Origin of the sequence: Roseobacter litoralis Och 149, assembly GCF_000154785.2 — a bacterium.
Taxonomy (GTDB): Bacteria; Pseudomonadota; Alphaproteobacteria; order Rhodobacterales; family Rhodobacteraceae; genus Roseobacter; species Roseobacter litoralis.
Genome location: NC_015730.1, coordinates 2,156,890 through 2,176,919, shown reverse-complemented (window position 1 = coordinate 2,176,919; position 20,030 = coordinate 2,156,890). Strand labels below are relative to the sequence as shown.

Sequence of the window (20,030 nt, the reverse complement as noted above, 5' to 3'; positions counted from 1 at the left end):
CCTTTTGTCTGTCGGGGGAAATCCGTTCATGCCATGCCAACCCACATCTAAACTTTGATCGGCGGTCAGGATGGCGATAAGGAATTGAGTTATTCTGATGCCACCGCGCGCGACGGTGCCAAAGCCTTAACGATTAAATCTGTTGCGCTGAGGTCTCATGCTTTGATCGGAAGGCAATTTATGGCCTTTGATATAGGTCGCCGATTGATTTATGCGTTTATCTGTATCAAGAGGTTAGGCTCAAGATGCTGGCACACCGTAGATTGACCAAATGTACAAGACACACATGACCGCGTTTATATGACATCTGACCCGAAAACCTTCGTTCTAGGCCTGGGCGCTCAGAAGGCCGGAACAAGCTGGCTATATCATTATCTGAATGCTGACCCCGCGTCGGATTTCGGTGGCTTGAAAGAATATCGTGTCTGGGATGCATTGGAACTGCCTGAGATGGGCTACTTCGACGTGAGGCCCTCCAAGATTACAAACCGACTCGTGGTGGCGCTGACAAGTCGGGTCCGGGGGCGTGCGTCAAACGCCTGGAAACTGAGGGGGCATCTGCAAGACGATCCCGAAAACTACTTTACCTATTTCAAAGAAAGGCTTTCACAGCCGGGCATTCGAATGACCGGGGACGTGACGCCATCCTATTCGGGTTTGTCCGCTGAGACGCTTTGCACCATTCGGGACCGGTTCAATGATGAAGGCATCAATGTAAAAGTGTTCTTCATCATGCGCGATCCGGTTACCCGGGCGATTTCAGCAGCGCGCATGAACCGCCGCAAGCGGGATTGGCGCGAAAGCGTGCCGCCCTTTGGGGATTTTGATCGTGCGATTTTGAGCTATGCCAAGTCGACCCATCACAATCTGATTGCAAATTATGAGCATACCGTGACGCAGGCGCGCAGCGTTTTTGGTCCCGAGAATGTCTACGTCGGCCTTTACGAGACCATGTTCCAACTTGAGGAGGTTGAGCGTGTTTCAACCTTCATGGGCGCGGCCTTCATGCCCGAGAGGATAAAGAAGCGGTTTTATGAATCGCGCTCAGAGCAACCTGTGAAAGATGAGACGAGGCATCAGTTGCGCGAGATTTTCGAGCCGACCTATCGGTTTGCGGCCCAAGAATTTCCCGAAACCAAAGAGCTCTGGTTTGCGCCGCAGTCTGAACAAAAATAGACAGATGCAGTTTCACGCGTGACAGATGCGCCTTGCTGGGCAACGCGCATCCCGTGAATGCATCAGGTTTTTGCGACTTCACGCTGTTTGTTTGTTTTTGAGCAGAGCATCGAGGGTGCCTGATGTGTTGAGGGCTGTGAGGTCGCTGTTTCCGCCGACGTGGAAATCTGCGATGAAGATTTGCGGCACGGTGGTGCGCCCGCCGGCGCGGGCGATCATTTCGCGGCGCCGCGCGGGGGTGATGTCGATGTCGTGGTTCACGAAGCGCACGCCTTTTGCGGCCAGCAGGGCGCGGGCGGCTTTGCAATGGGGGCAATAGCCCTTGGTGTAGAGTGTGATTTCAGGGGGCATGGGGTGTCTCCGGGTCTGTGCCCCCGCCGCATTGACGGGGGCTGTGGCGGGTCAGTTGCGGGCGATGCGGCGCAGGGCGTCACCGGACAAAAACAGCGCAGCGGCCAGCAGGACGATGTCTTTCAGCAAGAACTGGCCCGGCACGACCGACAGCGCGGGAAAGCCGCCAAGGCTCGGCTCGCTCACCGGCGCGGTGAACAGGAAGCTGGCCGTCACAAAGAAGGTCGCCAGCGCGCCCAGGGCCCCCAGCAGCGCCACCTTGGGAAACTTCGCGCCCACCACCAGCAGCAGGGCAATCGCGATCTCGGCGGATCCGATCAGGTTCGACGCCCCCTGCAGCGAAAACACCGAATAGAGCCAGCTGGTCAGCGGGCTGGAGGCGACCAGACCCTCGATGGCGCCCGCTTCATAGGCGGTGAATTTCATCGCCCCGATCCAGCCCAGCACAATCGCGCTGGAAAAGCGGATCGCATGGGTGCCCGCATTCGCCACGGTGTCGCCCAGATCGGCGAGGTTCACGGCGGCGGCGGGGGTGTCTGTTACATGTGTCATGGTGTGTTTCCTTTCTTGACCGAATGGTCTTTATTTAGGTAAAGCTGTGCGGCGTCAGTGCCGATGGCCAACACCTACAGATTACGGACTGATCGGTCAATAACTATCCATTCACAGCTTCGCGAGGACAATGACACATGCAGCAACCCGGACGCCCGAGGGAATTTGACCCCGATGAGACCCTGTCGAAAATCATGCATCTGTTCTGGGAACACGGCTATGAGGCGACGGGGCTGAGCGACATCACAAAGGCCACGGGGCTGGGCAAGGCGAGCCTTTATGCGGCGTTTGGCAACAAGCAGTCGATGTATCTCAAGGCGCTTGCGCATTACGACGCCCGGGTGGTGGAGGGGGCGGTGCGCATCCTGCGCGCGCCTGACACGGCCCCGCTGGCGCGGATCGATGCGTTTCTCAGCGCGCCGCTCACGGCCCTGGGCGATCACGCCGACAGCCGCGGCTGTTTCCTGTGCAACGCCTCCGCGGATCGCGCCGCGCTGGACGCGCAAACGGCAACCCTCGTGCGCACAGGCTATGACAAGATGCGCCGCGCCATCGTCCATGCCCTGTCACAGGCACGCCCGGACATGGCCCAGAATGCGCGCGACCAACAGGCGCAACTGATCCTCACCGTCTACTCCGGCCTGCGCATCATGGCCCGATCCGCCAAAACCCTAGAAACCCTCAAACCCGCAAAAAACGCCGTCATGGAAATCTTGATGGACACAGGGGGAGGATCTCAAACGCCGCACTAAAGCAGTGACATCCGCGTAAACGGCCTGCAGGGCGGTCACGGCGGAATTGAACTGAACCACGCCAATGACCAGACCAAATCCAGCCACGGCAACACATAATACTCTGTTCATGGGGGGCGGTCTCCTCATATCTGATTGCTGATCTTTATGATCTATCAACCACTTTGAGGGGCTTCTTTCAGAAGCGGGCGGGATCGTTGCATGTTCTTGCGATCAGGGGCGAAACCATGATGCCCCGTCACCCGAGCCCTGCGGCGTGTTCGATCAAGCGGACGCATGCGCCGCAGATATCTGGAATTGCGGTTTCGTCGTGGGGACGTGATTACGTCTGCGCTGCCTTGCGCCCTTTGCCGGGGGAGGTGCCGACGTGTTTTGTGAATGTCGCGGTCATATGCGGCTGGCTGGCGAAGCCGGTGGCGTAGCTGATGTCGGCGAGGCTGTCAGCGGCAGAGCGCAGCAGGTGTTTGACGCGGGCGATGCGGCGCTGGATCACGCATTGGTGGGGGCTTTCGCCCGTGGCGGCCTTGAAGCTGCGCGAGAACCCGAAGGGGTCACGGTCCAATAGCCGGGCCAGGTCGGTGAGGTCAAAATCCTGCTCTATCTCGGCGTCGATGAAACCGGTCAGGCGGGTGACCTCGGCCTGCGAGAGCGGCAGCGGCGCGCCTGCGGGTTTTTGAGCGTTGAAGACCGACAGCAGCTCATAGGCCAGCCGCAGTGCGACAGCTTCGGCGAGCACCCGCGACCCGGTCGTATCGCGGTGCAGGACGCGGTGCTGTTCCTCCACCAGCGCCTGCACGGCGGGGCGGATCCAGCCAAAGCGGGGTTCGAAGGCGCCGGTGGTGCCCAGACAGGGGTATATCTCCACCACACGGGTAAACAGGGCGTAGTCGATGCCCAGCACGGTATTGGTCAGCGTGCCGGTGTAATCATAATTCTGCGTGTTGCCCGCCGGCACAGATGACAGCGTGCCGCTGCGGATGTCCGCCTCATGCGTCTGGCCCGCGACCTCGGGCTGCAGCCGCCCCTTGGCGGCAGTCGACAAGATCAATGCATGGACCGTTGCGGCATCATGTTGCGAACGGTGGCTCCCAAGTGTGAATTGCGCGCAGGCGGTATCGCCGCTGTCAGGTCGGATGACATGGCCGCCCTCATGATGGTTTTCGGCGAAATCAAGAAGATCCTCGCCATGCAACATCTTTTCCACCGCTCTGAGTGCTTGTTTCATCCCAACCTCCCCGCGCGGTAGTTGTTGACGGAAACGCCCAGATGCGCGCGAAAGACGGCATCCAGCGCGGCGGTGTCGGCAAAACCGACCTTTGGGGCGATCTGCCCGGTGGTCATGTCGCGACCCGCGCTGCGCAACAGTTGCTGCACGATGCCGACCCGCCGCTCGGCGCGGAAGCTATCGATGCTGCACCCGGTCTCTGCGGCAAAGCCGTCGGCCAGACGCTGCGGGGGCACATCCACGGCGCGGGCCATTTCGGCAAGCGGGATGTCGCGCGTGAGGTTGTCCTCGATGAAGTCTATGGCGCGCAGGAACTGGAAATCCGACAGATCCATCGCCGGCGTATCCTGCGCGTATGGGGGGGCCATAAAAACCGATGATCTGGCGCGCCAGACGCAGATCATGTCGGCCCGCACCATCACAGAGGGCAGTAACGGTGCCCTCATTTCAGAATGGAACACTCCGGCAAAGCTTTCGAAGCGGATCGCGCCGTTACGGGTGTCCTCGCCGGCCTCAAGCGCATGCATCATGAGGTCGGGGTGGATAAAGACATGCAGGCTGCGCGCGTGCCCGTCGCGCAGGAATGCGCCAGCCGGAATTCACCGCCCGCCCAAGTCAACAATTGCCGCACCCTGTCGAGCCCGGACCCGGCCCGCCGCCGCGCACCGGTTTTTCCGGTTTTTCCTGCGTCAAACCAAGCCGCCATGCCATCCGGCATGCCCGGCCCGTTGTCTGCAATCTGGAAATACAGGCGGTTCTTATATTGCGTGACCAAAACGTCGATCCGCGCGCTGCACGGGGTTTCAACCGCGTTGATGGCGTTCTGGATCAGTTCCTTCAGCACAGCAAAGAGGAAGGGTTGCGTGCAGTGAAAGTCAATCGGATCAAGCACATGCAGGTGGATGATATTGTGCAGATAGGCCTGATGCGGCGGCACGCGCAGCCCGGATGCAATCTGTGTGAGGACCTGTGTCAGACATGCGGTGCCGGGGGGTCCGGTCTCCCCGTCTGATCCCCGGCCCGACTGTCAAGCTGCACCCGCGCCTTCAGGGCGAGATCGCTGGCATGTGCAGGTGAGGCGGGCGATCCGTGGGTTGGTTTGCCGGAATGTATCCGCGCCTCTCTGGGCAATACAGATGGTTTGATCACATTATCCTCCTAAAGTGGTCACAGTTTTTTTGCATCAATTCAATGCATGCGCCCCGTCCGCAGATCGGCAGGTGCGGACGGGACAATCCGAGGCGGTCAACAGGAAGAAAACCCGCCTCTTCAACTGTCTGATCGGGTGGAGTGACGCCATCCGGGGGAAGGTGACGGCATCTCAGACAGGGATTTAAAGTCTAGTCAAAATATGGAACGGGTCGGGGCTGCGGCTCATGGCCTGATCGCGCGTTCGATACGACCTTTTCCATCAGCTTGACCACCTCGCCGCACTCATGAAGCTCTGCGCGGCTACAGTTGATCGGGGGGGCGAGGTCGCGCTGGCAGATCAGCGCAATCTGATCCACGGCCCGCATGATGCGATCCGCCTTGAGGCGCACCGTCTCATCATCATGCCGCCCCAGCAATTCAGCCGCCAGACTGGCCCGGGTGAGCAGACCTTTGATATCATGGGCCACGCTGCGTAAGGTAACGCTGTCTTTTGTCATCTGAACCTCCTTGATATGGGGCTGATCAATGGTCAACTGCGTCGGCGTTGCAGTCAGGCTATGTGCAGAACAGGGGTCGTTTCTTCCACCCTCTTGCTGAATCGTCTTGCAGAATTGCTGTGTCGGCGACGTGTGAGTTGGGTCGCGCAAAGACCGGGCATATGCAGGTGTCATCCCTCACAATTTTTCGAAAATGTAACACTGCGTGAAATACGCCCCGATCAGCGCCCTGTTATTCAAGCCACCGACATAACCGAGGGATGGCTGAGCAATGATAGAACCGGATGCTCATCGCGAAGATGGATTTCATCACGTTGGGGACGGCTACAGGCTGGTCGCCCGCAGGCCGGGTGCGCATCGCATGTGGGTTCCGAAAGGCGATGATTTTCTGGACGTCCATCTCGGGAAATCCACGGCAAGCTATGCGATCTCAGGGTCGGAAATGGGGGGCGAGATCGCGCCGCCCTCTACGTTCGTGTTTCTGCCCGCGGGGAATGAACAGGAAATTCTCGCCACCAGATCGGGGTGGAGCGTACAGATGACATTCGCAACTGCCATTCTGGCCCAGTCGCGGCCACGTCCGGCGCTGCCTGGTGAGAAAGTGATCGGATTGTCCAAGCCAAAGGCAATATATCATGCAGAAGACCCCGCATTGGTCTCAATTGCCCAGACGCTGGTGAACAGCTGGACTAATGGCATGACACAGCTGAGCGAACGGCAGCTCGATGCATTCGCGAGCCTCTTCCGTCTGCGCGTCAAATACCTGCTTCTGTCACAGGTGTCGGGGTTTCAATCGCAAGCCAACGCGACCGCCACCCGGATACAGGACGTGCTGGATTACGTCGAATGCAACCTCGCGGACCCGCTCCCGCTGGACAAGCTGGCCTAGATTGCCAATCTGAGCACATATAATTTCGCGCGCGTCTTTCGCACCGCCATGGGCCGCAGCCCGCATCAATATGTCGTCGAGCGACGGCTTGCTGATGCCAAACGCAGGCTGAGCCAGTCAGACAAACCACTCGCGGTAATCGCACATGTTTCGGGCTTCAGCTCGAAAAACCATATGACCGACACATTCAAGAAGATCCTTGATGTGACCCCGGGTGTCGTGCGCAAGAACTCCAACCAGAGCAAGACAGCGCGAGTAGGCGATGACTTCTATCAAGATCTTGCGCATGGCGGGGATCAACGGGTGGTTTGGTTCGTTCTGGTAGTTTTTGGAGCTTGAAGAAGCGAGTATAAAGTGATGTTTTATATTGAAATTACCGTCACTACGTGTCCGGCAGGCCTCGCTCAGGAATTCTGAAGTCTTATCACCGCAACAGCACGAGGTTGGAATTAATGCCGCGAAAATTTCTCTAGTCTCGACGTGACGGCTTTAGCTTCAAAAGTCGAAACACCCAGTTAGAAAGTGACCATAGCGATGCTTGAAAAACTCCTCATTCCAGTCACAGCGACGATCGTGGCATGTGCACCGCTCACTGCTTTTGCGCAACAGTCAACAACCCATGGTACATTTACCGGAGCCAGCGACCATATCACCACGGGGAGTGTGCAGGTCATCAAAACCGCTGATGGTGGTGCTTTGGTCATTCTGGATTCGAACTTCAGCCTCGATGGCGCGCCTGATCCGCGCGTCGGTTTTGGCAGGGACGGGAAATATGTGGCAACCAGCGATGTCGGCAAGTTGGAAAACCTCTCAGGGCTGCAAACCTATGTGGTGGCCGCGCGCATCAATATCGATGACTTCAATGAGGTTTACATCTGGTGCACGCAGTTCAACGTGCCCCTCGGTATTGCGACCCTGAATAGAAACTAAAGGTCACTTGTGCCGCGTTGCGACTGGCCCTAGCATGGATTCGCGGCCGATCCCTATGAACATTCTGCGCTGTTAAACCCCTTGACCGGCGGCGGCTGCGCAGAAGTTTTGGCCCTTTTAGACAACCTTAAAGATCAAGACACACAAAATGAAATTCCTATACATATCAGCACTGTCTATTGCAGTCGGTGCAACACCGGCCACCGCGTCGGACATTGTGCTCGGCCTCGGGGCCAGCGATATCGGCTCCTCCTCCTCCGGGTCCCCCGCGTTTCAACTCGAATATCACACGAACCCGGTCCGCAAGTACCAATGGGGCAGCGTGTCGGGCCTTGCGCTCCTCCAGCTCGAAGACGATTCAACCGTCTATGTCGGCGCAGGATTGTCGAGCATCTGGAACCTGTCGGGCAATTGGTTTGTCGAGGGCAGCCTCGCCGCCGGGTACTATGATGAAGGCAGCGGCGGCATGGATCTGGGCGGCAACTGGCACTTCAGAACGCTGATCGGCCTTGGGTACAGGCTGACCAACGGATCTCGGATATCACTGGCCGTCGATCATCTCTCAAATGCAGGGATCGAGAGTCACAACCCGGGAAGAGAGACTGTTTCGATAAGGTACGCGTTTTCGTTCTGAAGAGAGTGGGACAGCGCCGTGCAGATTAACGCATCAGCGCATCGACCCTGCGCAAGATGTCCTGAAACGTGAGACGTGCAGGCGCATTGTCCGTCCTGAGCCGCATCTCTTCTGCGGTGTCCATTCTCTGCTTTACGATCCGTGCGAGCTCTTCACTCAGATCTGGTCTGTTTGTCAAAAGCGCCCGGATACACTCGATATGAACGCGAATGACCGTAACATCCGTTGCGGCGGCAAATTGCTGAAATGACGGGGCGTCTACGATCATCGCGTAAAGGCCATAGTATTGGCCCGGTTTCAGCTCGTCGATCGGCCTGAACGACGTGCTGCCGGATTTGACACTGGTTTCTACAACACCGTGTACAATGATATCAAAAGCTTGGGAGACTTCACCTTCGGCAATGATGGTGGTTCCCGCATCAAAGATGAGCCTCTCACTGGTCTGCACCAGTTGTTCAAGCTCTTCATCGGTCAGGAACTTGGCAATATCCAGTTTTTTGAGCGTCATAAGAGAAGTAGGGGGCTCTATCTTGACAACATCAGCTCTGCGCGAATGCAGCTCATATGTTTCCGGCGCGATCTGAATGCCTGCACTTTTCAGCGCATAGTGTATTTCCCGAAAGAGCTGCTCGCGCCCTGCGAACATGGACAGGAAGTTGGGGAAATGCACCCAAACCGTGTATACATACGGTATTGTCGACGCATCTGCCAAACGCACAGCGGGAATTGGTTTCTTCAACAGCTTGTCGCATCGCAGGGCCGCTTCGAGTAAAAGAGATTTTGCCATGGCTGGATCGACGTCCGCAGGGATCTTGATTTCATACCACTCCGCATAGACGTGATTTGTTCCATGCATGTTGTTGATGCGCTGCTGTGCCAGAGTGCTGTTTGGCACAACGACGGTGGCGTTGTCCCACCCGCGCAGTCGCGTCGCACGCCAGTTGATGTCGATGATCTGACCTTGCGTCCCGTCTTCCAGTTCGATCCAGTCGCCCAAGCGGAAGGGATGTTCCACACTCAGGGCGATGCCTGAAAAAAGATCACCCAGTGTCTTTTGCATCGCGAAAGCGATCAAAGCGGCGAGGGCCCCGGTTGAAAGGTAAATTCCGGTCACCGAGTAATCCATGATGTTGAAAAACGCGATGGCACTGGCCAGCAGAAACCCCGCGAACAGCAGGCCACGCTGAAGTCCGGGCAGATAAGTTGCGTCGTCATCCTTGCGTTTCGACAGCACGAAAAGCTCAACCAAGCGGGCGCAACACCACCCTAAAACCATCAATAAACTGAACAGGGTCAACGCGTTTATAAATTCGCTCAGGTCGCCAACCCCGAGCCACTTGTGCCCGTTGTACGTAAGGCTCCCCACGAGCAATACCGCTAAGGGCATGATCACCAAGTCAACAGCAACGCTGAGTTTTGGGTATCGCGCATCCAGTGGCGCGTTGCGAAAGCTGAACTTTACTGCAACCCAACACAGGGTGACCAAAGCAATCATCAAGGAAATCGCAAAATTGCCTTCCAGCATTTCAAATGAACTCAAGAAATTCAAAGGTGTTCCCTTACTAAACGTGACCCGAGCCCATGGTTGTTCGTCTGAAACAACAGCCTGCTGGTTCAGGATTGATACCCCGGTGGATCACATTGAGCAAACGAGCCGTGTTGTTTGCCGCTGAACCCTTGGCGTCTCCGCTGCCGCTCGCCATGCCCTGTGCGCGGGACGTGAGGCAACCCCGTGCGGGCAAATACTTATGCAGCGATGAAGCGTTCCGGCATGTGCCGACGGGTGGCCGTCCTTCGGCGCAAGTCGGGATGTTCTGAGCACTGAAAACGATAAGATGTCCGGCAGGCCCCAAAGCGTGCCCGATCCTACGTGCATAGATCATAAGAGCATATGCCAAACGGCGGATCAGGTATCCCCGGTTTTGCGTGCACATTGGCCGATGCTGCAACGAAAACGCAGTGCCGTCTTTCATCATCGTGCGTTTGCATTGGTACTTTGCTATCACAGACCGGCGCGTGTTTGCCAAACATCTGGTGGGGAGGGGCGCGAGATCAGGCGCCGCCATGGTGAGATGCGATGCGGCCTTGCACCGTAGGCTTCGGAAGATGCGTCATGCATCAGTGGTTTGTCCGGATGCGGGCGAGCAGAGCTGCTTTACGACACTCGTGGCGCAACCCTCTGAGCTGTGCCGCCGAGATCAGACCTATGATTTAGCGTCAGAAGTTCCGTGTGTTCAGTGATCTTGTCACCGTCATTCCGGGCCGTTGTCCTGCATCATTCCCTGAGCAATGCAGGAGATTCGCTGTGATACATCCCATCAAAAACCGACCGATCCACTTTGTCCGTTCGGTTCATGCGCTGCAGCACTGACAACCCCGTCGGTCTTTGCATTCTCCCGCTCAGCCCGCGCCGTTTTCGGTCGGCAGTGCAGGCGAATTTTCAATCACCGAAATCCCACAAACACCCAACCTATGGAGATACCAAATGAAAAAACTTATTTTGGCCACCGCTGTTGCCGCAGTTGCAGCCGCATCTGCAGTCGCCAGTTCCGAGGCTGAGGAAAAGCTCGTGACCATCGTTACCTCGCCGGATGCGCAAACACAGCTGATGGCCATGGTTTTGACCATGCAGGCTGCGCAACAGGGCGCTGATACGCACATCATGCTCTGTGGCCCGGCGGGCGATCTCGCCCTGAAAGACGCGCCTGCAAGTGCCACCGCAGGCCAGCCGCCACGCGACATGAGCCCGCAGGGGTTGATGCAGATGATCCGGGACAAAACCGGTGCGACGGTTGAGGTCTGCGCGATCTATTTGCCGGGCAGGGGGGCGGATCAATCCGTGCTTCTGGATGGGATTGGTGTCGCCATGCCCGACGCGATGGCGCGCCGTCTGATGGACGATGACACCCGCGTTCTCAGCTTTTGATCTGCACCAGCATCCGCAAAACAGTCGCGCGGACCATCACCGTGCGACTGTGCCTCTCTTAACCGTTTACATAAGCAAGGACAGGAAATGACATTTAACTATCTGACTGGAGTGGCGCTTGCCATCGTTCTGCCTTTCACTGCGTTTGCCGCGCCGGAACCCGCTGATCCCGCCCGGCAAACGCCCTGGGGTCTCTACCTGACGTCTCGGGAAGCCTTTGAAATGAAACAGCTTGAGGGCGACAAGGTTCTGTTCGTCGATGTTCGCGAGCCTGTCGAAATCATGTTCACCGGGTTCACGGATGTTGTCGATGAGAACATACCGTTTCTGCTGGTGAACCCGTCGCAGTGGCATGCTGAAAAACCGGTTCTGAAGATGGAAAAGAACCCGGATTTCAGCGCCGGTATCCTCGCCGCCCTTGAGGAAAGGGGCCTTGATAAATCCACGCCGATCATTCTGATGTGCCGGTCTGGCGGCACAAGGGGTGCACCCTCGGCGCGCGCATTGGAGGGGTCAGGCCTCAGTCAGGTCTATGTCGTGGTTGATGGCTTCGAAGGAAGCACTGCCAAAGACAACCCGAACGGACCCTTCCGCTCGGTAAACGGTTGGAAAAACTCAGGCTTGCCTTGGGGGTATCAACTCAACCCCGACAAAATCTACATGCGCGCTGAGGAGTGACAGAACCCTTGCGTGCCACGTGCCAAATGCACCCCAAGGTGATGGATATCCCCGCAAAACCGACATGTCAAAAACCTGATCTGTATGGTGACTTAATCACCGTCTTGGATGCCGTGTATCAGGTACTCTTGATGGGAAAAGGAGACGACACCCATGAACTTTCTTGTGATGCTCACGCTGTTTCTCGTTTTATCACTGGTGATCCTGTTTTGGCTCAGGTCGCTTTTGCACCCGATCCGGAAAAAACAACCAGCACGCGCGGATGGGCGGTTTGCAACGACCCGGATCGACACTATCACCCGAGACACCCGGCGATCAGGAGGCACATCTGATGTCAACCGTTGAAGAACCCGTCGAAACCCGTCGTGACTTTCTCTATTTTGCCACAGCCGGGGCAGGGGCCGTTGCAGTTGGCGGTGCTGTCTGGCCTTTGGTGAACCAGATGAACCCGTCTGCGGATGTGCTGGCCCTCTCGACCGTGCGCGTTGATGTGAGTGGGGTTCAACCCGGCACGCAGTTGACGCTCAAGTGGCAGGGCAAACCCGTTTTCATCCGGGCGCGCACCGAGGAAGAGATCGCACAGGCCCGCGCCACGGACCTGACAGATTTGCCCGATCAACTGGCACAGAACGCCAATCTGGCGGGCGATGCGGATGCTGCTGACGAAAACCGCGCCCTGTCAGAAGATGGTGTCTGGCTGGTCCAGATGGGCATTTGTACCCACCTTGGCTGCGTTCCGTTGGGCGAGGCGGGCGATTTTGGCGGCTGGTTCTGCCCCTGTCACGGCTCCCATTACGATGTGGCGGGTCGGATCAGAAAAGGACCTGCGCCCCGCAATCTCGATATTCCGGTGGCGTCTTTCGTGGACGAAACGACAATTCAACTGGGCTCCAATGAAGGTTAATCCTGAAACTGGTGAGCATGTCTGACGCGCGCCGCGATTTCTGGAACCGTGTCGCGCGTCGCTGTTCTGCGATGCCCATGCGCAATCCGGTGGCCTATGAGGCGACGCTTGCGCGTGTTCGGACTTATTTGAAACCGGCGCACAGTGTGCTGGAACTGGGCTGCGGATCAGGCACAACCGCGCTGAGGCTGGCACCCCACGTCCGGCAATATACGGCCAGTGATCGCGCGGCGGAAATGATTTCTGTCGCGCGTGAGAAATGCGCCGCAGCAGGAATTGAGGGGCTTGATCTGTGCACGGCGGGCTGCGGCGATGATACGTTGCCTGACGGGCCCTTCGATGTCGTACTTGCGTTTAACCTGCTGCATTTGTTGCCCGACCGACATGCAGCCCTTGGCGACGTGCATGATATGTTGCCTGACCAAGGGCTTTTCATCACTAAAACGCCATGTCTCGGCGGTGTTTTCAGCGTGTTTCGGCCGCTTGTGGCGCTCCTGCGGTGGGCAGGCAAAGCCCCCGATATCAGGTTTCTGACGCCCGAAAGGCTTGAGCACGACATCACATCTGCGGGTTTCGAGATACTGGAAAGCGACGATTACCCAAAACGACCCCCCAGCCGTTTCATCGTGGCAAGGAAGCTTTAAGAGCGCCGGTTTTTCGCCGCTTTGGTGACCAAGTCACCAAAGTTCTGCGCGGCGACATGCGACAATAAAAGCATAGATTCTGATTGGAGAGCAAAATGACAACGAACATGGGAAAATTCGATCGCGGGGGCCGTCTGGCCATTGCAGCAGTGTTGGTATTCCTCGCCCTCGGCACGACCGTTCTGGGTGGTGGCGTCCTGTTCTGGATCGCATTGGCGGTGGCGGCGGTCTTTACGCTGACGGCCTTTGTTGGCAACTGTCCGCTTTATAGCATTGTGGGCCTCAAGACCTGCAAGGACTGCTGATGATTGCGACCACTTTTACGCCTTGGGCATCGCTTGCGGGGGGTGTCCTGATTGGCATTTCCGCGACGCTTTTGATGTTGCTGTTGGGGCGCGTCATGGGGGCCACGGGCGTTCTGGCGGGGCTGTTTCAGCCCGCATCAGGCGATGATTTCCTGTGGCGCGCCGCCCTTGTGGCGGGGATGGTAACAGGGCCGGTCATCGTCTGGATCGCCACGGGCGAAATGCCAGCCGTGCAAGTGCCCGTATCGACCCCGGCCTTGTTGATCGGCGGGTTGATCGTCGGGGTCGGCGTCACCTTTGGGGCAGGCTGCACCTCTGGGCATGGCGTGTGCGGGATGGCGCGGCTCAGCCCGCGATCCATCGTCGCGACGATGACCTTCATGGTGTTCACCTTTGCCACCGTCTTTGTCATTCGCCACGTGATTGGGGGCTAAGTCGATGAAACTGATCGCAACTTATCTGGTAGGCGTTGTCTTTGGCGTCGGGATTGCCATCTCCGGCATGATCAACCCGGCCAAGGTTCTGAATTTCTTTGACCTTTTTGGCACATGGGACCCCTCGTTGATCTTTGTGATGGGCGGGGCGCTGATCACCACGTTTATTGGCTACAAGCTGGTGTTTGGGCGCGCGGCCCCTGTGTTTGCGGTTGAATTCCTTGTGCCAAGTGCGCGCAGGATAGACGCGCGGCTTGTCGGTGGCTCCGCCGTCTTTGGCATCGGCTGGGGCATCGCAGGGTTCTGTCCGGGCGGTGCATTGCCCGCCCTTGGCACAGGCCGGTGGGAGGTCTTTGCCTTTGTCGCGGCCCTTCTGATCGGGATTTTTCTGGCAAAATTCATCCAATCCCGGATCGCGCACAGCGCGGCACCTGTGGTCTCACCCTAACCCCGAAGGAGATACGAAAGTGACTGATTACCCTGTAAACATGAGCGTCAAACCACACGTTCAGGCGTTTTTTGATGAGGCCACGAATACCATCACCTATATCATCAAGGATCCGGCCTCCAACGCCTGTGCGATTGTCGACAGTGTCATGGATATCGATTACGCCGCAGGCCGCATCACTTTTGATCACGCGGATGAGTTGATCCGGCAGGTTGAGGCGCAAGGTCTTGAACTGGAATGGATTATCGAGACGCACGTCCATGCCGACCACCTGAGCGCCGCCCCTTATATCCAAGGCAAGCTGGGCGGCAAGATCGGGGTCGGTTCCAAAATTACTGTGGTGCAGGACGTCTTTGGCAAGGTCTTTAACGAAGGCACGGAGTTCCAGCGCGACGGCAGCCAGTTCGATGCGCTGTTTGAAGATGGCGATACATATATGGTCGGCGAGATGCAGTGCTTTGCCATGTATACGCCCGGCCATACGCCTGCCTGCATGGTGCATGTGATGGGGGATGCCGCCTTTGTGGGTGATACGCTGTTTATGCCCGACGGTGGGTCTGCGCGTTGTGATTTCCCCGGTGGCAGCGCAGAAGAGCTCTATGACAGCATCATGAAAGTGCTGGCCCTGCCGGATGAGACGCGCCTGTTCATGTGCCACGATTATGGCCCGAACGGCCGCGACATCGCCTGGGAAACCACGGTGGCAGAAGAGAAAGAGCACAACATCCACGTCGGCCGGGGCAAGACGAGGGAAGATTTCATCAAGTTCCGTACCGAACGCGATGCGCAGCTGGCGATGCCGAGGCTGATCATCCCGTCGCTTCAGGTGAACATGCGCGCCGGCGAGGTGCCCAAGGACCGTGACGGCAACCCGATGCTCAAAGTGCCGGTCAACACGCTGTGAGGGAAAACCAATGAAAGCGACGCTTACTGTCCTCGTGCTTTTTGCCATGTCCGTGCCTGCGCTTGCTCAGAATGGGCAACCCGGGGCGCATTTTATCGAAAACTGGGATGTCGACGGCGATGGAATCGTCAGCCTTGACGACATCACGACCCGGCGCGGCGATGTTTTTGCCGCCTTTGATGCGGATGAAAATGGCGCTCTGGATGCAAGCGAGTACGTCTATTTCAACGAAGCGCGCGCTAATGACATGAAGGCGGCTGCCGGTCGTGGAAACGGCAAGGGTTTGCGTCGTGCGTCTGAGGGGATGACGCTTGCCTTCAATGACACGAATGGAGATGGCGAAGTTTCCCACGCGGAATTCCTGTCTCATACCGGGGATTGGATGGCGCTGCTCGACCGCAATTCCGACGGTTCAATCACACCCGCCGACTTTGGCCGCCCATAGAAAGCCGCATCATGGATCTTAGAAAAATCACCGAAAAAGTCACTGTCAGTCCACAAATCATGGTCGATGACATGGTCGCGATCCGGGACGCGGGGTTTCGCGCCATCATTTGCAACCGGCCCGATGGGGAGGGCGCGGACCAGCCCAGCTTTGAGGAGATCGAGACCGCAGCCAAAGCGGTGGGCATCGAGGCGCGCTATGTGCCCGTGCAATCCGGCATGGTCAAAGACGAGGATGTAGACGCCTTTGGCACAGCACTGGACGAAGTGCAGCGCCCCGTGCTGGCCTATTGCCGGACCGGTACGCGCTCCGCCACGCTCTGGTCGTTTCACGAGTCCATCAAGCGCCCCATGCCGGACATTCTCGCCGCGACAAAGGCGGCGGGCTATGACATGAATGGTGTTGCGCGGCGCATCGCCAATGGGGGCAAAACACCCACCGACACGGGGGATGCGCATTTCGATGTGGTGATCGTCGGGGCAGGTGCGGGCGGCATTTCGGTTGCGGCAAGCCTCAAGGCGCGCAAATCTGGTTTGAACATCGCGGTGATCGATCCGGCGGATATTCATTATTACCAGCCCGGCTGGACCATGGTGGGGGGCGGTATCTTTGATGCGCAGTCTACGGCCAAAACCATGGGCAGTCTAATCCCGAAGGATGTGCATTGGATCAAATCCGCCGTGGCGGCCTTTGAGCCCGGCAACAACGCGGTGATCCTCGATGGCTGCCGGGTGGTCAAATATGACCGTCTGGTGGTCTGTCCGGGGCTGAAGCTGGACTGGGCCGCTGTCGAGGGGCTGGAGGAGACGCTGGGACGCAATGGTGTAACGTCGAATTACCGTTATGATTTAGCACCATACACGTGGAACCTTGTGCAAAGCCTTAAGGGTGGCCGCGCGCTGTTTACGCAACCGCCCATGCCGATAAAATGTGCAGGTGCGCCGCAAAAGGCGATGTATCTGTCTGGGGATGCGTGGCACCGGAACGGAGCGCTCAAAGGCATCGACATTCAGTTCATGAATGCGGGGGGTGTGCTGTTTGGCGTCAAAGACTACGTGCCAGCCCTGATGGAGTACGTCGACAAATACGACGCAACGCTCAATTTTTTTCACAATCTGATTTCTGTGGATGGGCCTGCGAAAAAGGCCACGTTCAGGGTGGCCAAGCCAGATACCGCGCCGTCCGAGGTCACAGTGGAATTTGACATGATGCATGTCTGCCCGCCGCAAACGGCACCGGATTTCATCCGCGTGTCCCCGCTGGCGGATGCGGGCGGCTGGGTCGATGTGGATCAGGCCACCCTGCGCCACACCGAATACGATAACATCTGGAGCCTTGGCGACGCGATGAACGCCCCCAACGCCAAGACCGCCGCCGCCGCGCGCAAACAGGCCCCGACAGTTGCGGATAACATCATCGCTGACATCGCCGGACGCTCTCCCACATCTGCTTATGATGGCTATGGATCATGCCCTCTGACGGTGGAGCGGGGCAAGATCGTGCTGGCCGAATTCGGCTATGGCGGTGTGCTCAAGCCCAGTTTCCCGCCCTTTCTGCTGGATGGCACCAAGCCAAGCCGGGCGGCATGGTTCCTCAAGGAAACCCTGCTGCCGCCGATCTACTGGAAGGCCATGCTCACGGGCAAGGAATGGATGGCCAAGCCTGAAAAGATCAAAGTTGCGGCTGAATAGGCCCCTGGTTTCCGGACGATCCCATGCACATAAATCTGCGCCGCTTCTTCCCGATCCTTGATTGGGGACGGACCTATGACCGCAAGGCGTTATCCAGCGACCTGATCGCGGCGGTGATTGTAACGATCATGCTGATCCCGCAGTCGCTGGCCTATGCGCTTTTGGCCGGTTTGCCGCCGGAGGCCGGGATTTATGCCTCGATCGCGCCGATCATCCTCTATGCGATCTTTGGCACATCGCGTGCGCTCGCGGTGGGACCGGTTGCGGTGGTGTCCTTGCTGACGGCCTCGGCCATTGGTCAGGTGGCAGAGCAGGGCACCGCGGGTTACGCCGTGGCGGCGCTGACACTGGCGTTTTTGTCGGGCGGGTTTCTGGTGCTGATGGGCGTGTTTCGCCTCGGGTTTCTGGCCAATTTCCTCAGCCACCCGGTGATTGCGGGCTTTATTACCGCCTCGGGTATCCTGATCGCGACCAGCCAGTTGAAGCATATCCTTGGAGTGAGCGCGCATGGCCACACGCTCCCCGAGATGTTGGTGTCGATCCTTGCCCATCTGGGGGAGATCAACTGGATCACAATGCTGATCGGAGTCGCGGCGTCCGCCTTTCTGTTTTGGGTGCGCAAACACCTCAAACCGACGCTGCGCAACCTTGGGGCCGGGCTGCTTTTGGCGGATATCCTGACCAAGGCCGGACCTGTGGCCGCTGTGGTCGCGACGACCCTTGCGGTCTGGGCCTTTGGGCTGGACGGGAAGGGGGTGCGTATCGTGGGGGATGTGCCGCAAAGCCTGCCGCCTCTGACGCTGCCGGGCTTGTCCCCGGATCTGGTGGGGGCGCTGCTGGTCCCTGCAATCCTGATTTCTGTCATCGGTTTCGTCGAATCCGTTTCCGTGGCGCAGACGCTCGCCGCCAAGAGGCGTCAACGCATTGATCCCGATCAGGAATTGATTGGTCTGGGGGCGGCCAATCTGGGTGCGGCATTCACCGGTGGATACCCTGTCACGGGCGGATTTTCACGCTCTGTCGTGAACTTTGATGCGGGTGCCGAGACGCCGGCGGCAGGTGCTTTCACGGCTGTGGGTCTGGCCATCGCGGCCATGGCGCTGACACCTTTGGTCTATTATCTGCCCAACGCCACGCTCGCTGCGACAATCATCGTGGCAGTGCTCAGCCTTGTGGATCTGTCGATTCTGCGAAAGACGTGGGGCTACGCGCGGGCCGATTTCGTGGCGGTTGCGGTGACCATCCTGCTGACCCTTGGTCTGGGGGTGGAGGTTGGTGTCGCGTCGGGGGTGGTCATTTCGGTTTTCCTGCACCTTTACAAGACCTCCCGCCCGCATGTGGCTGAAGTCGGTCTTGTGCCTGATACGCAGCATTTCCGTAATATTCATCGCCATGCGGTCAACACCGTTGCGACCCTCGTGACCCTGCGTGTGGATGAAAGCCTTTACTTCGTGAATGCGCGCTTTCTTGAGGACCTGATCCAGAACCGTGTCACGCAGGGCTGCGCGGTAACGGACGTGGTGCTGATGTGCTCTGCTGTGAATGACGTGGATTTTTCTGCGTTGGAAAGTCTTGGGGCGATTAACTTGCGGCTCAAGGATATGGGCGTTCGTCTGCACCTGTCAGAGGTGAAAGGGCCGGTCATGGATCGCCTCAAACGCTCGCATTTTCTGGATGACATGGGCGGTCAGGTGTTCCTGTCGCAATATGATGCCTGGGTGCAATTGTCCGGCAAATCAACTGTCACTGCCCCTCGGTGATCGGGGCCGTTTGACACGAGGGCGGCTGTTTGATCTATGTCCATGGATTTGTCGGAAAGGCAGGTGTTCGCAGCATCCGGCGCAGGCCAGAGTAGGGGCGCTCATTCCGGCTTTTACCCGCGATGGCCGGAAATCAGACGGGTGAGCACTTCATTCAGTGTTTTTTGGTCGTCATCGGACAAAGGTTGCAAGACGCGCTGAGTGACGAGGTGGCCGCGCGCGCGCAGATGTTCCGCCAGCGCCCGTCCCTGGGCCGTCAGATTGATGACCTTATAGCGCTTGTCCTTTTTGGAGATGCTGATCGTCACAAGTGCTCTGGCCAACAGGCGCTTGAGCAGCCCGTTGAGTGTCGGCATGTCCATCGAGGTGCGCCGTGCCAGTTCCTTGTGGGACAAATCGGACGCCTCCCAAAGGGTGGTCAGCACAGCAAATTGGCTAGTGGTGATTTTTGCGGTTTCGGCCTCTTCTCCATAGACCTGTGAAAACTGTTCGATTGCGATCTGGCTTGCAACTCGCAATTGGAATCCGACCTGTGATTGAAGGTGATAGGTCTTGGCCCGTTGCCGGGTATCATCTGGCTGAATCGACCCGGTCGCGTCATCCATTGCGCTTACCCCTCTGTCCCGGAAAACTATTTCCGCTGATGCGGTTATCCCGATGTCAAATCTGTTAGTGTACAAAGTAGTTGACACTTCGTTCACTAACTTTAACCTGAGAATACGTCGGTAGAAAG

At 57.9% G+C, this 20,030-nt stretch carries 27 protein-coding genes; 18 read left to right on the top strand and 9 right to left on the bottom strand.

Translation table 11 applies throughout. The annotated features are described in order from the left end of the window. Positions 1-300 precede the first annotated feature (300 nt). A complete protein-coding gene (locus RLO149_RS10355; RefSeq protein WP_013962035.1) occupies positions 301-1,176 on the top strand; it encodes a sulfotransferase domain-containing protein in 876 nt (291 codons plus the stop codon). A 78-nt stretch (positions 1,177-1,254) separates the two neighbouring features. Here the strand turns inward: RLO149_RS10355 and grxC are convergent, their stop codons facing one another. Together grxC and RLO149_RS10345 are read right to left on the bottom strand one after the other, a co-directional pair. Further along, positions 1,255-1,527: a glutaredoxin 3 gene (gene grxC / locus RLO149_RS10350; protein ID WP_013960758.1), complete on the bottom strand. Its 273-nt coding sequence runs from the start codon at positions 1,525-1,527 to the stop codon at positions 1,255-1,257. A 51-nt stretch (positions 1,528-1,578) separates the two neighbouring features. Beyond that, entirely contained in the window at positions 1,579-2,079 is a 501-nt protein-coding gene (locus RLO149_RS10345) for a YkgB family protein (RefSeq protein ID WP_013960757.1), read from the bottom strand. Between the two features lie 137 nt (positions 2,080-2,216). On the opposite strand from RLO149_RS10345, the gene RLO149_RS10340 reads away from it, so the two are divergent. Beyond that, positions 2,217-2,831: a TetR/AcrR family transcriptional regulator gene (locus RLO149_RS10340; RefSeq protein WP_013962034.1), complete on the top strand. Its 615-nt coding sequence runs from the start codon at positions 2,217-2,219 to the stop codon at positions 2,829-2,831. A gap of 322 nt (positions 2,832-3,153) precedes the next feature. On the opposite strand, the gene RLO149_RS22905 is transcribed toward RLO149_RS10340, so the two are convergent. The 5 genes from RLO149_RS22905 to RLO149_RS23545 all read right to left on the bottom strand — a co-directional run bounded on the left by RLO149_RS22905 (position 3,154) and on the right by RLO149_RS23545 (position 5,705). Further along, positions 3,154-4,056, bottom strand: a complete 903-nt coding sequence (locus tag RLO149_RS22905; protein WP_013962033.1) for a helix-turn-helix domain-containing protein — start codon at positions 4,054-4,056, stop codon at positions 3,154-3,156. Then, positions 4,053-4,583: a helix-turn-helix domain-containing protein gene (locus RLO149_RS10330; protein WP_217517516.1), complete on the bottom strand. Its 531-nt coding sequence runs from the start codon at positions 4,581-4,583 to the stop codon at positions 4,053-4,055. The genes RLO149_RS22905 and RLO149_RS10330 overlap by 4 nt, the downstream gene beginning before the upstream one ends. Next, entirely contained in the window at positions 4,583-4,993 is a 411-nt protein-coding gene (locus tag RLO149_RS10325) for an ATP-binding protein (protein WP_013962031.1), read from the bottom strand. The genes RLO149_RS10330 and RLO149_RS10325 overlap by 1 nt, the downstream gene beginning before the upstream one ends. Before the next feature lie 35 nt (positions 4,994-5,028). Continuing rightward, a complete protein-coding gene (locus RLO149_RS23770) occupies positions 5,029-5,205 on the bottom strand; it encodes a hypothetical protein (RefSeq protein WP_158308151.1) in 177 nt (58 codons plus the stop codon). A gap of 191 nt (positions 5,206-5,396) precedes the next feature. Then, complete coding sequence (locus RLO149_RS23545; protein WP_148264345.1) at positions 5,397-5,705, bottom strand: HAMP domain-containing histidine kinase; 309 nt, start codon at positions 5,703-5,705, stop codon at positions 5,397-5,399. 271 nt (positions 5,706-5,976) lie between these two features. Between RLO149_RS23545 and RLO149_RS22900 the strand changes: the two genes are divergently transcribed. The 4 genes from RLO149_RS22900 to RLO149_RS10305 all read left to right on the top strand — a co-directional run bounded on the left by RLO149_RS22900 (position 5,977) and on the right by RLO149_RS10305 (position 8,158). Continuing rightward, positions 5,977-6,594, top strand: coding sequence for a hypothetical protein (locus RLO149_RS22900; protein ID WP_013962029.1), 618 nt, complete (start codon positions 5,977-5,979; stop codon positions 6,592-6,594). Then, entirely contained in the window at positions 6,595-6,933 is a 339-nt protein-coding gene (locus RLO149_RS22895) for a helix-turn-helix domain-containing protein (protein WP_342626660.1), read from the top strand. Positions 6,934-7,128: 195 nt separating this feature from the next. After that, complete coding sequence (locus RLO149_RS10310; RefSeq protein ID WP_013962027.1) at positions 7,129-7,524, top strand: DM13 domain-containing protein; 396 nt, start codon at positions 7,129-7,131, stop codon at positions 7,522-7,524. Between the two features lie 148 nt (positions 7,525-7,672). Further along, the gene (locus RLO149_RS10305; RefSeq protein ID WP_013962026.1) at positions 7,673-8,158 is read left to right on the top strand and encodes an acyloxyacyl hydrolase; all 486 of its coding nucleotides are present in this window, start codon (positions 7,673-7,675) and stop codon (positions 8,156-8,158) included. A 25-nt stretch (positions 8,159-8,183) separates the two neighbouring features. Here RLO149_RS10305 and RLO149_RS10300 read toward each other — a convergent pair whose 3' ends face one another. Beyond that, a complete protein-coding gene (locus RLO149_RS10300; protein WP_013962025.1) occupies positions 8,184-9,707 on the bottom strand; it encodes a mechanosensitive ion channel family protein in 1,524 nt (507 codons plus the stop codon). 936 nt (positions 9,708-10,643) lie between these two features. On the opposite strand from RLO149_RS10300, the gene RLO149_RS10295 reads away from it, so the two are divergent. The 12 genes from RLO149_RS10295 (at position 10,644) to RLO149_RS10240 (ending at position 19,297) form a co-directional block, all read left to right on the top strand. Beyond that, positions 10,644-11,084 (top strand): DsrE family protein, encoded by a 441-nt coding sequence (locus RLO149_RS10295; RefSeq protein WP_013962023.1) that lies wholly within the window; start codon positions 10,644-10,646, stop codon positions 11,082-11,084. Positions 11,085-11,171: 87 nt separating this feature from the next. Next, positions 11,172-11,762, top strand: coding sequence for a rhodanese-like domain-containing protein (locus RLO149_RS10290; RefSeq protein WP_013962022.1), 591 nt, complete (start codon positions 11,172-11,174; stop codon positions 11,760-11,762). Positions 11,763-11,915: 153 nt separating this feature from the next. Next, entirely contained in the window at positions 11,916-12,107 is a 192-nt protein-coding gene (locus RLO149_RS10285; RefSeq protein WP_013962021.1) for a hypothetical protein, read from the top strand. Further along, a complete protein-coding gene (gene petA / locus RLO149_RS10280) occupies positions 12,094-12,666 on the top strand; it encodes a ubiquinol-cytochrome c reductase iron-sulfur subunit (RefSeq protein WP_013962020.1) in 573 nt (190 codons plus the stop codon). Before RLO149_RS10285 ends, petA begins: the two co-directional genes overlap by 14 nt. Before the next feature lie 17 nt (positions 12,667-12,683). After that, a complete protein-coding gene (locus RLO149_RS10275) occupies positions 12,684-13,310 on the top strand; it encodes a class I SAM-dependent methyltransferase (RefSeq protein WP_013962019.1) in 627 nt (208 codons plus the stop codon). A gap of 95 nt (positions 13,311-13,405) precedes the next feature. Beyond that, positions 13,406-13,615: a YgaP family membrane protein gene (locus RLO149_RS10270; protein WP_044025298.1), complete on the top strand. Its 210-nt coding sequence runs from the start codon at positions 13,406-13,408 to the stop codon at positions 13,613-13,615. Beyond that, the gene (locus tag RLO149_RS10265) at positions 13,615-14,049 is read left to right on the top strand and encodes a YeeE/YedE family protein (protein ID WP_013962017.1); all 435 of its coding nucleotides are present in this window, start codon (positions 13,615-13,617) and stop codon (positions 14,047-14,049) included. The genes RLO149_RS10270 and RLO149_RS10265 overlap by 1 nt, the downstream gene beginning before the upstream one ends. 4 nt (positions 14,050-14,053) lie before the next feature. Further along, entirely contained in the window at positions 14,054-14,497 is a 444-nt protein-coding gene (locus RLO149_RS10260) for a DUF6691 family protein (RefSeq protein ID WP_013962016.1), read from the top strand. Positions 14,498-14,516: 19 nt separating this feature from the next. Beyond that, positions 14,517-15,401, top strand: coding sequence for an MBL fold metallo-hydrolase (locus RLO149_RS10255; protein ID WP_013962015.1), 885 nt, complete (start codon positions 14,517-14,519; stop codon positions 15,399-15,401). 10 nt (positions 15,402-15,411) lie between these two features. After that, positions 15,412-15,846: an EF-hand domain-containing protein gene (locus RLO149_RS10250; protein ID WP_013962014.1), complete on the top strand. Its 435-nt coding sequence runs from the start codon at positions 15,412-15,414 to the stop codon at positions 15,844-15,846. 11 nt (positions 15,847-15,857) lie between these two features. Then, entirely contained in the window at positions 15,858-17,537 is a 1,680-nt protein-coding gene (locus RLO149_RS10245) for a bifunctional protein tyrosine phosphatase family protein/NAD(P)/FAD-dependent oxidoreductase (protein WP_013962013.1), read from the top strand. Positions 17,538-17,560: 23 nt separating this feature from the next. Continuing rightward, positions 17,561-19,297, top strand: coding sequence for a SulP family inorganic anion transporter (locus RLO149_RS10240; protein ID WP_013962012.1), 1,737 nt, complete (start codon positions 17,561-17,563; stop codon positions 19,295-19,297). A gap of 113 nt (positions 19,298-19,410) precedes the next feature. On the opposite strand, the gene RLO149_RS10235 is transcribed toward RLO149_RS10240, so the two are convergent. Further along, on the bottom strand, positions 19,411-19,902 hold the full coding sequence (locus tag RLO149_RS10235; protein ID WP_044025296.1) for a MarR family winged helix-turn-helix transcriptional regulator: 492 nt from the start codon (positions 19,900-19,902) through the stop codon (positions 19,411-19,413). Positions 19,903-20,030: the final 128 nt, after the last annotated feature.

Bases quoted from the DNA above. Each gene is read 5' to 3' on its own strand.
- RLO149_RS10355 (WP_013962035.1), top strand. From the start codon at position 301: ATGACATCTGACCCGAAAACCTTCGTTCTAGGCCTGGGCGCTCAGAAG.
- grxC (WP_013960758.1), bottom strand. From the start codon at position 1,527: ATGCCCCCTGAAATCACACTCTACACCAAGGGCTATTGCCCCCATTGC.
- RLO149_RS10345 (WP_013960757.1), bottom strand. From the start codon at position 2,079: ATGACACATGTAACAGACACCCCCGCCGCCGCCGTGAACCTCGCCGAT.
- RLO149_RS10340 (WP_013962034.1), top strand. From the start codon at position 2,217: ATGCAGCAACCCGGACGCCCGAGGGAATTTGACCCCGATGAGACCCTG.
- RLO149_RS22905 (WP_013962033.1), bottom strand. From the start codon at position 4,056: ATGAAACAAGCACTCAGAGCGGTGGAAAAGATGTTGCATGGCGAGGAT.
- RLO149_RS10330 (WP_217517516.1), bottom strand. From the start codon at position 4,583: ATGCATGCGCTTGAGGCCGGCGAGGACACCCGTAACGGCGCGATCCGC.
- RLO149_RS23545 (WP_148264345.1), bottom strand. From the start codon at position 5,705: ATGACAAAAGACAGCGTTACCTTACGCAGCGTGGCCCATGATATCAAA.
- RLO149_RS22900 (WP_013962029.1), top strand. From the start codon at position 5,977: ATGATAGAACCGGATGCTCATCGCGAAGATGGATTTCATCACGTTGGG.
- RLO149_RS10310 (WP_013962027.1), top strand. From the start codon at position 7,129: ATGCTTGAAAAACTCCTCATTCCAGTCACAGCGACGATCGTGGCATGT.
- RLO149_RS10305 (WP_013962026.1), top strand. From the start codon at position 7,673: ATGAAATTCCTATACATATCAGCACTGTCTATTGCAGTCGGTGCAACA.
- RLO149_RS10295 (WP_013962023.1), top strand. From the start codon at position 10,644: ATGAAAAAACTTATTTTGGCCACCGCTGTTGCCGCAGTTGCAGCCGCA.
- RLO149_RS10290 (WP_013962022.1), top strand. From the start codon at position 11,172: ATGACATTTAACTATCTGACTGGAGTGGCGCTTGCCATCGTTCTGCCT.
- RLO149_RS10285 (WP_013962021.1), top strand. From the start codon at position 11,916: ATGAACTTTCTTGTGATGCTCACGCTGTTTCTCGTTTTATCACTGGTG.
- petA (WP_013962020.1), top strand. From the start codon at position 12,094: ATGTCAACCGTTGAAGAACCCGTCGAAACCCGTCGTGACTTTCTCTAT.
- RLO149_RS10275 (WP_013962019.1), top strand. From the start codon at position 12,684: ATGTCTGACGCGCGCCGCGATTTCTGGAACCGTGTCGCGCGTCGCTGT.
- RLO149_RS10270 (WP_044025298.1), top strand. From the start codon at position 13,406: ATGACAACGAACATGGGAAAATTCGATCGCGGGGGCCGTCTGGCCATT.
- RLO149_RS10265 (WP_013962017.1), top strand. From the start codon at position 13,615: ATGATTGCGACCACTTTTACGCCTTGGGCATCGCTTGCGGGGGGTGTC.
- RLO149_RS10260 (WP_013962016.1), top strand. From the start codon at position 14,054: ATGAAACTGATCGCAACTTATCTGGTAGGCGTTGTCTTTGGCGTCGGG.
- RLO149_RS10250 (WP_013962014.1), top strand. From the start codon at position 15,412: ATGAAAGCGACGCTTACTGTCCTCGTGCTTTTTGCCATGTCCGTGCCT.
- RLO149_RS10245 (WP_013962013.1), top strand. From the start codon at position 15,858: ATGGATCTTAGAAAAATCACCGAAAAAGTCACTGTCAGTCCACAAATC.
- RLO149_RS10240 (WP_013962012.1), top strand. From the start codon at position 17,561: ATGCACATAAATCTGCGCCGCTTCTTCCCGATCCTTGATTGGGGACGG.
- RLO149_RS10235 (WP_044025296.1), bottom strand. From the start codon at position 19,902: ATGGATGACGCGACCGGGTCGATTCAGCCAGATGATACCCGGCAACGG.